The 2,361-nt window shown below is 37.9% G+C and carries 3 protein-coding genes; all 3 read left to right on the top strand.

What is annotated here, in order from left to right; all coding sequences use genetic code 11:
• A partial coding sequence (locus SAE01_RS24265) for a DJ-1/PfpI family protein (RefSeq protein WP_147206423.1) occupies nucleotides 1-830 on the top strand: 830 nt, incomplete at its 5' end.
• Nucleotides 831-1,026: 196 nt separating this feature from the next.
• Nucleotides 1,027-1,386: a hypothetical protein gene (locus SAE01_RS24260; protein WP_147206422.1), complete on the top strand. Its 360-nt coding sequence runs from the start codon at nucleotides 1,027-1,029 to the stop codon at nucleotides 1,384-1,386.
• A 52-nt stretch (nucleotides 1,387-1,438) separates the two neighbouring features.
• The gene (locus tag SAE01_RS24255; RefSeq protein WP_147206421.1) at nucleotides 1,439-2,350 is read left to right on the top strand and encodes a GlxA family transcriptional regulator; all 912 of its coding nucleotides are present in this window, start codon (nucleotides 1,439-1,441) and stop codon (nucleotides 2,348-2,350) included.
• Nucleotides 2,351-2,361 lie beyond the last annotated feature (11 nt).

The following is a 2,361-nucleotide window of genomic DNA, read 5'->3' as shown; positions in this document are numbered from 1 at the left end:
TCCCTGATGTAATTGTCATTCCTAATGTAACTGTTCATCTAACGACTCCTCCAAAATCGTCTATTGTAAATTTTATTAAGAACCACTACACTGGCAATAATATTCTCCTCTCCGTATGTGATGGTTCAGCAACTGCTGCTGCCACTGGCTTGTACGATGGCAAACCACTAACTACCCACGCTACTGACTATAAAACCTTACAAAAACTTTTTCCTAAAGCTCATTGGGTAAAAGATATTAGCGTTACACAAAGTGGAAATCTGTACGGTACTGCAGGCGTTTCAAATGCGGTTGAAGGAAGCCTTACTGTTATCAAACGGGTGTTGGGAGAACAAACAATGCAAGCTGTTCTTCACAATGTTTCCTACCCGCATCACGACATAAAGCTCGAGCATCAAAGCCTGGCTGTGGGCAAAGGCGCAGTCATTAAAATAGCATCAAAAATGCTGTTCAAGAAAAATTACAAACTCGGTGTTTTGCTTGGCGACAACCTAAATGAATTTGAATTAGCTAGCGTTTTGGATGTTTATATGAGGACTTTTCCAAAATCGATAAACTCCTTTTCCGGCAATGGAAAGAGTGTAACATCAAAGTACGGATTAACCCTTTATCCCACCGGAGATATAAAAGAAGACCCCGTAAATGAACTTCATGTGTTAGATCCAAAATCATTTACAATCGCAGAACAAAATGTTTTTCAGAGGGCAAGCATCATAAAATACGACAGGCAACCAAAACAATACGCGATAGAAATTTGTCTCGACCGTATTGCAGCCTTATACGGAACTAATTTTAAGAACTGTGTAAAGCTGACGTTGGACTATAATTAAATACCAGCACCTCTTTCCATAGCCTCATCGTTGCGTCGCAATCACTTTATCAGTTACTCAATGGGCTACATTAGTTTCATCTAAAAAGGGTTTATATCTTTTAGACATGTTTTTTACGAATGGCTTTAATTGACATCTAACTGTCCTATAAGACCTTCTGCTACAGTTTAATTTTACACTATTAAAAATTATTAAAATGAAAAGATCACTTTATATAATACTGTTCTTATTCCTGTCCTATTCATCATTTGCACAAACTGACACCTCTAAAATTGAACAGTATTGCCAGGTAATTGCCACTCCCCGCCTATTAAGTAACAAGGTTACAATCGACATTGACTTCGGAGAAGAGAAAAGTTTTTGGAGAGATACCAGGCTCAAAACATATGATGGCAGGCTTAAGAAGTTCAACACCATTATTGATGCATTAAACTTTATGGGCAAAGAAGGATGGGTGTTTATTAACGCATATCCTGTTAGAGTAAATGAAAGTGAGATATATCATTTTGGATTTAAAAAGTTATTTACAAAATCGGAAATTGAAGGTCTTAAATAACGCATCGTGTACCTTTTTAAGTAACTAGCTTACTTAGATTATCTTCTACCCAATGACATTAGCATTCATTATACCCCCACATCTTGAACTTCTGGATCTTGCAGGACCTGTACAGGTTTTTACGGAAGCTAAATCTTATGGGCTCGATGCTGCTTTAGAATTTTATACTTACGGCGATGAACCAACATCTACTTCCGGACTTGGATTTAATAAAGTTTCAAACTATCAAGAGGCGAAATTAAAAGAAGGTGACTACGTGTTTGTACCGGGAATGAATTGGGACTATGTGGATAGTATTTCTTTTAGAGCAGAAAGGGACTTTTTCAAATGGCTAAAGGAATGTTCTGAAAATAAAATGACAGTCTGTTCAATTTGCAACGGTGCTTTTGCTTTAGGGCAGGCAGGTTTACTAAAGAACACAGAATGTACTACACATTGGAAACGGGTTAAGGCATTACAACAACAATTTCCGGATGCGAAAGTAGTGGCAGATATTCTATACATAAAGAGCAATAATGTTTACACAAGTGCAGGAATTAGTGCAGGCATTGATCTGGCCTTAGCGATTCTTGAGAATGTAAAAGGACCTCTTTTTACGCATAAAGTAGCAAGGGAACTGGTAGTATATCACAGAAGAAGTGGCAGGCATAAGCAACAAAGCATTTACCTCGATTATCGAAATCATATCAATCCTCAAATACATGAAGTGCAGGATTATCTTGTTGACAACCTTTCTAAAGAAAACACCATAGAAGAGCTTGCGGCACGGGTTGGTATGAGCCCTCGAAATCTAAGCCGGGTTTTTAAAGAAGTGACGGGATCTACTATTCTGGAATACCATACTCAACTACGTAAGGAGTATGCCAGCACAATGCTCAATAACCCAGAGTATACTATTGAATATATTGCTTCGCAATGCGGGTTTAAAACAGCGAGACAGTTACACCGGATTTTAAAAAGATAACAGTTGATGAC

It is taken from the genome of Segetibacter aerophilus (genome assembly GCF_007991655.1).
Taxonomy (GTDB): Bacteria; Bacteroidota; Bacteroidia; order Chitinophagales; family Chitinophagaceae; genus Segetibacter; species Segetibacter aerophilus.
Note: the sequence above shows the minus strand (reverse complement) of the source record. Positions and strands in the feature narration are given on the sequence as shown.

What these genes read in the sequence shown, in the direction of transcription:
- SAE01_RS24260 (WP_147206422.1), top strand. Translation starts at nt 1,027, where the DNA reads ATGAAAAGATCACTTTATATAATACTGTTCTTATTCCTGTCCTATTCA.
- SAE01_RS24255 (WP_147206421.1), top strand. Translation starts at nt 1,439, where the DNA reads ATGACATTAGCATTCATTATACCCCCACATCTTGAACTTCTGGATCTT.